This is a genomic window from Pseudomonas sp. PS02303, from assembly GCF_029959925.1.
Classification (GTDB): Bacteria; Pseudomonadota; Gammaproteobacteria; order Pseudomonadales; family Pseudomonadaceae; genus Aquipseudomonas; species Aquipseudomonas mandelii.
Genome location: NZ_JASCOM010000322.1, coordinates 1 through 5,970, shown reverse-complemented (window position 1 = coordinate 5,970; position 5,970 = coordinate 1). Strand labels below are relative to the sequence as shown.

Annotated in this window: 5 protein-coding genes; 1 reads left to right on the top strand and 4 read right to left on the bottom strand. The window is 61.9% G+C overall.

Going from position 1 to position 5,970, the window contains the following annotated elements; all coding sequences use genetic code 11:
- Positions 1-92: 92 nt before the first annotated feature.
- The 4 genes from QMX98_RS31540 to QMX98_RS31525 all read right to left on the bottom strand — a co-directional run bounded on the left by QMX98_RS31540 (position 93) and on the right by QMX98_RS31525 (position 5,474).
- Positions 93-1,991 (bottom strand): FTR1 family protein, encoded by a 1,899-nt coding sequence (locus tag QMX98_RS31540; protein ID WP_282411929.1) that lies wholly within the window; start codon positions 1,989-1,991, stop codon positions 93-95.
- Positions 1,992-2,141: 150 nt separating this feature from the next.
- Positions 2,142-2,774 carry a homoserine/homoserine lactone efflux protein gene (gene rhtB / locus QMX98_RS31535; protein WP_010465055.1) on the bottom strand — a complete coding sequence of 211 codons (633 nt, stop codon included), beginning with the start codon at positions 2,772-2,774 and terminating at the stop codon, positions 2,142-2,144.
- 208 nt (positions 2,775-2,982) lie between these two features.
- Complete coding sequence (locus QMX98_RS31530; RefSeq protein ID WP_010465057.1) at positions 2,983-3,564, bottom strand: mechanosensitive ion channel family protein; 582 nt, start codon at positions 3,562-3,564, stop codon at positions 2,983-2,985.
- On the bottom strand, positions 3,564-5,474 hold the full coding sequence (locus QMX98_RS31525; RefSeq protein WP_282411928.1) for an ATP-binding cassette domain-containing protein: 1,911 nt from the start codon (positions 5,472-5,474) through the stop codon (positions 3,564-3,566). Before QMX98_RS31525 ends, QMX98_RS31530 begins: the two co-directional genes overlap by 1 nt.
- 50 nt (positions 5,475-5,524) lie before the next feature.
- On the opposite strand from QMX98_RS31525, the gene QMX98_RS31520 reads away from it, so the two are divergent.
- Positions 5,525-5,970, top strand: a 446-nt coding sequence (locus QMX98_RS31520) for a TIGR02444 family protein (RefSeq protein ID WP_282411927.1), incomplete at its 3' end; no start/stop codon positions are given.

Here is a 5,970-nt window from a genome sequence, read left to right as displayed (position 1 = left end):
GCCTCGCTCCTACAGGATTCGCGCGTTATTTGGGGCCGCGTACAACCTGTAGGAGCGAGGCTTGCCCGCGAATATGAGCGCAGCGAATGCTCTTAAGAAACCTGCACCCGCCGCTTCTCCGCCATCCAGCTACGGCCATACAGCACCACAATCGCAACGATCGCCACGCACTGGGCACTCAGCGAATACGCATCCGCGTGGATCCCCAGCCAGTCGAAGTCAAAGAACGGCACCGGCCGGGTGCCGAAGATTCCGGCTTCCTGCAACGCCTTCACGCCATGCCCGGCGAACACCACCGACAGCGCGCAGAGCAAACCGGCGTTGATGCTGAAGAACAACGACAGCGGCAGTTTCTGCGAGCCACGCAGGATCACCCACGCCAGCCCGACCAGCAACACCAGCGCCGTTGCACCACCGGCCAACACTGCGTTATGCCCCGCAGGCCCCGCCTGCAGCCACAGGGTTTCGTAGAACAGAATCACTTCAAACAGCTCACGATACACCGAGAAAAACGCCAGCGTCGCAAAGCCGAAGCGTCCGCCGCCGCCCACCAGGCTGCTCTTGATGTAATCCTGCCAGGCTGCCGCGTGACGACGGTCGTGCATCCACACGCCCAGCCAGAGCACCATGACGGCGGCAAACAACGCCGTCGCACCTTCCAGCAATTCACGCTGCGAACCGCTGACATCAATCACATAGGCCGCCAGTGCCCAGGTCGCCAGACCCGCCAACAACGCCAGGCCCCAACCGACGTTGACGCTGCGAACCGCCGATTGCTGGCCGGTATTGCGCAGGAACGCCAGGATCGCCGCCAGCACCAGAATCGCTTCGAGGCCTTCACGCAGCAAAATCAGCAAACCGGAGATGTAGCTCAGTGACCAGCTCAAGCCGTCGCTGCCCAGCAGGCCAGCGGACTCCTTCAACTTGGCCTTGGCCGCGTCCAGACGCTGCTGGGCCTGGGCCACCGGCAAACCGTCCTGCAACGATTGACGGTACGCCATCAGGGACTTTTCGGTGTCCTTGCGCACGTTGGCGTCGACGTTGTCCAGCGAGCTCTCGACCAGTTCGAAGCCTTCCAGATACGCCGCTACCGACAAGTCATAGGCTTGATCATGATCACCGGCACGGTAGGCCGCGAGGCTCTTGTCCAGGGTGGCGGCGGTGTAGTCGAGCAACTGCGCCGGGCCACGCTTGACCTGCGGCGGTTGCGCCCGCTGCGCACGGAACGTCGCGGCGGCTTGCGGGCCATCGGCGGCCTGCACTTCGGCTGGCGTCTGACGAGCGAGGTCGGCGATGTTGTAGGTCTTTTCGGATGTGGCGGCGGCCGGATCGGCGCTGAAACCGGCGATGTAGGTTGCCAGGTCCCAACGCTGGCGATCGTCCAGTTGATCGGCGAAGGCCGGCATGTCCGTGCCTTCGACGCCCAGGCCCACTGTGGTGTAGATCGCGTACAGACTCAGGTGATCCAGGCGCGCCGTGTCACGCAGATTGGCCGGCGGCGGCGTCAGACCGACACCGGCCGGGCCGTCACCGGCCCCCGTATCGCCGTGGCAGACCGAGCAGTGCTGGGCATACAGCGGGGCACCACGGGTTGGATCCGGGGTAATGATCGGCGCCTGGCTGACTTCATAGGCCACGGCCAGTTTCGCGCCGAGTTGCCGAGCCTGACGGGCCACGTCCGCGCCGTCCTGACGGGCAGCGATGGCGCTGCGAAGCGTGCTGACGCCCTGCTCCAGCCCGGCTTTTTCCGGCTTGGCCGGCATCGCCACGATCAAGCCTTGCAGCACCTTGATGAATTCCAGCTGCTCGCGGTATTCGGACTCGTCGATGACCTTGCCCGCTTGCACCGTCTGCGGATAATCCGCGCCGATGTAATCGAGCAAATGCAGGGCTTGCGGCGCGCCTTCCACGGTGTCCGCCAGCAGATTGAAACTGCACAAGGCAAACAGCGGCAACACCAGCCAGGCCAGGAAACGGGACGGGGCAGTCATGAATGAATCTCAATTGGAAATACGAAGTAACACATTGTTCACTTCCAATGACTTTCACTCAAGCTTTGTTAGCAAGTACCGGCGTTTCTGCACGGGCTCCGGACATGAAAAAGGCGACCTCGGAGGTCGCCTTCTGTGTTCCTTGGTGCTTTAAACCGCAGCTTTGCGCAATGTCGCCATAAACGCCGCCGCACCGATGAACAGCCCGGCAAAGGTCCGGTTCATGCGTTTTTGCTGCTTGGGCGTGCGCAACAGGCGCAGCACCTTCGACGCCAACCCGGTGTACCCGGCCATGACGATCAGGTCGACGCAGACCATGGTCACACCAATGATCAGGTACTGAGCGAGCAGCGGTGCGTGAGGATCAATGAACTGCGGCAACACCGCCAGCATGAACACCAGAGCCTTGGGATTGCTGATATTGACCAGGAACCCACGGAACACCAAAGCCAGCGGCTTGCCGATCTGACGCACGGCCGCGTCGTCGCTCATGTCGCTGGGCAGCGCGCGCCATTGCTTGACCGCGAGATAAACGAGGTAGGCCACACCGAACCATTTGATCGCATAGAAAGCGGTGGCTGATGCCGTGAGAATCGCGCCCACACCGGCGCCGACAATCGCGATCTGTACCGCCAGGCCCAATTGCAGGCCCAGTGCGTTCCAGTAACCGCGCCAGAAACCGTATTGCAGACCGCTGGACATCGACGCAATGGCGCCGGCACCGGGAGACAGACTGATCACCCAACAGGCGGCAAAAAACGCCAGCCATGTTTGAAGCTCCATTGCACACCTCGACTCAGACTTGTGACAGACGTCTAAGCTAATGCGGCTTTGGGCTGATGACTACCGATTTTTTGAAGGATAGAGCGACTGCCGACCAACGTTTTATGACTTTTGGCCCCATCGCGAGCCGGTTCACGCCCACAGTTGAAATACGTTCCCCTGTGGGAGGAGCCTGCTCGCGATAGCGGTATGTCCGGCAACAGAAGGTTTACTTTTCGATCCCGCTCAACGGAAACACATCACTCCCGCGCCAGCGCCGAACCGAACGCTGGAAGAACAGGCTGTTGGGCACTTGCACCATGGCGCTGCCGGTACCGAGCTCTTCCGCTTCAATCAGCGTGGTGTAAAGCAGATTGATCGCCACCACCCGGCCTTTGACGCCGGGCTTGTCGGTGGTGTCCACCAACTCGACGACGTCACCGATGCGGAACGGGCCGACGGTGAAGATCAGGATCGCGCACAGCAGGTTGGACAGCACGCTCCACATGGCGAAGAACGCCACTGCCGCGACCGCAACAAACCCGGACAACGCGGTCCAGAGCACGGTGGCCGAAACTCCGAGGCGTTCGAGTACGAAAATCAGCGCACTGCCCATGATCAGCCAGCGCAAACCTCCGCGCAGCGGCATCAGCAGTTGCGGTGGAAACGGGTAGCGCTCGCCCAGGCGCGTCAGGCATTTAGCGACGAAGCGCTGGGCAAGGTAACCCGCCAACAGAATCAGCAGGATTTGCGCAGCGAACCAGATCGGCTCGCCCCACCCCGCCGGCAGCGGCAGCTTGAAGGCTTCCATCAAGACAGCGCCTCCAGCTCCGCCTGCATACTTTCGAGCAGTTCCAGGGCTTCCATCCAGGCTTCTTCGAGTTCGGCTTCACGCACCTTCAACTTGGCCTGTTCAGCCAGCAGATCGCGCAAATCGTTCTTACGCGCCAGCTCGTAAATGTCACTGTCGCCGAGGCTGGTATCGATCTTCGCCAGTTTCTCGTGCAGCTTGCCCAACTCGGTTTCGAGCTTGTCAGCCTCACGCTTGTGCGGTGCCAGTTGCTGACGCAACGCAGCAGCGGCCTGGCGCTGGGCCTTCTTGTCGGTCTTGTCCGGGTTGACCGGGGTGTTGCTGACCGGCGCATTGCGCTGACGGTAGTCGACCAGCCAGCGGGCGTAGTCTTCCAGATCGCCGTCGAACTCCTCGACCTTGCCGTCGGCCACCAGATAGAAATTATCGGTGGTGCTTTTGAGCAGATGACGATCGTGAGAGACCACCAGCACCGCGCCACTGAATTCCTGCAGGGCCATGGTCAGCGCCAGGCGCATTTCGAGGTCCAGGTGGTTGGTCGGTTCGTCGAGCAGCAACAGGTTCGGCCGATCCCAGGCAATCAATGCCAGGGCCAGACGGGCCTTTTCGCCACCGGAGAAATTCAGCACCGGCTCGTCGATACGCGCGCCACGGAAGTCGAAACCGCCGAGGAAGTCGCGCAGAGTCTGCTCGCGCTCGGTCGGTGCCAGACGCTGCAAGTGCAGCAACGGGCTGGCCTTGGAATCGAGGGAATCGAGCTGATGCTGGGCGAAGTAGCCGACGACGGTGTTCTCACCACGGGTCAGGCGCCCGGCCAACGGCGAGAGTTCACCGGCGAGGTTCTTGATCAGGGTCGACTTACCGGCACCGTTCGGGCCAAGCAAACCGATCCGCGCACCGGGGGTCAGTTGCAGCTTGACCTTCTCCAGCACGGCTTTGTCGCCATAACCCAGGCGAGCGTCCGACAGATCGATCAAAGGGCTGGAGATTTTCTGCGATTCACGGAAGACGAAGTCGAACGGCGAATCGACGTGGGCGGCGGACAGCTCTTCCATCCGCTCCAGCGCCTTGATCCGGCTCTGGGCCTGACGGGCCTTGGTGGCCTGGGCCTTGAAGCGGGCGATGTAGCTTTCCATGTGCGCACGTTGCGCCTGCTGCTTCTCGTAGGCCTGCTGTTGCTGGGCCAGGCGTTCGGCTCGGGCACGTTCGAAGGCGCTATAACCACCACGGTACAAGGTGATCTTGCGCTGATCGACGTGGGCGACGTGATCGACCACGGCATCGAGGAAATCCCGGTCGTGGGAAATCAGCAATAAGGTGCCGGGATAGCTTTTCAGCCATTCTTCGAGCCAGATGATGGCGTCGAGGTCCAAGTGGTTGGTCGGTTCGTCGAGCAGCAACAGGTCCGAGGGGCACATCAAAGCCTGCGCCAGGTTCAGACGCATCCTCCAGCCACCAGAGAAATCTCCTACCGGACGATCCATTTGCTCGTTAGTGAACCCAAGACCGGCCAGCAGCTTGCGAGCCCGGGCGTCGGCGGTGTAACCGTCGGCACTGTCGAGTTCCGCGTGCAGACGGGCCTGAGCGGCGCCGTCATGCGATGCTTCGGCAGCGGCGAGGTCGCGTTGCACCTCACGCAGGCGCAGGTCACCATCGAGCACGTAGTCGACCGCCAGGCGTTCGAGGGTCTCGATTTCCTGACGCATGTGGGCGATGCGCCAGTCGGCCGGCAGGAAGCAGTCACCCGAGTCCGGGTGCAGCTCGCCCCGAATCAAGGCGAACAGGCTCGATTTGCCGGCGCCGTTGGCACCGATGAGGCCGGCTTTGTGGCCGGCGTGCAGGGTCAGCTCAGCGTCTTCTAGCAGACGTTGAGGGCCACGCTGTAAAGTCAGGTTCTGAAGTCGAATCATAATGGCGGCGGAGTCTACCAGCTTCGCTCGCAACTGGCGCGAGTAGCACTATGTCCTCTGACCTGTGGAGCTTTTCCCTTACCACCTACGCGCGTCCCGGCATTGAAGACGCGTGCCTGACGTTGCAGTCGGCGGGTGTGAACGTGTGCTTGCTGCTATGCGCGTTGTGGCTGGGAGAACGGGGCGTCACCTGTAACGAACAACGCTTGCAGTTGCTTCGCGATATAGCCGGACCTTGGGACGCAGATGTCGTGCAACCGTTGCGCGCCTTGCGAATGCAATGGAAAGCCGCCGCCAGCGAGGATGCCGGACTGGATGATCTGCGCGAACAAGTGAAAGCACTGGAGATGGAAGCCGAACGGCATCTGCTGTTGCGACTGGAACGTGTGGCGCAGAGTTGGCCGCAGTATGAGGTGACCGATTCAACGGCCTGGCTGGAAGGTGTGGCGGCAGGCGCCGCCCACCTGAACCGCGACGCGCTGCATCAGCTGCGCGT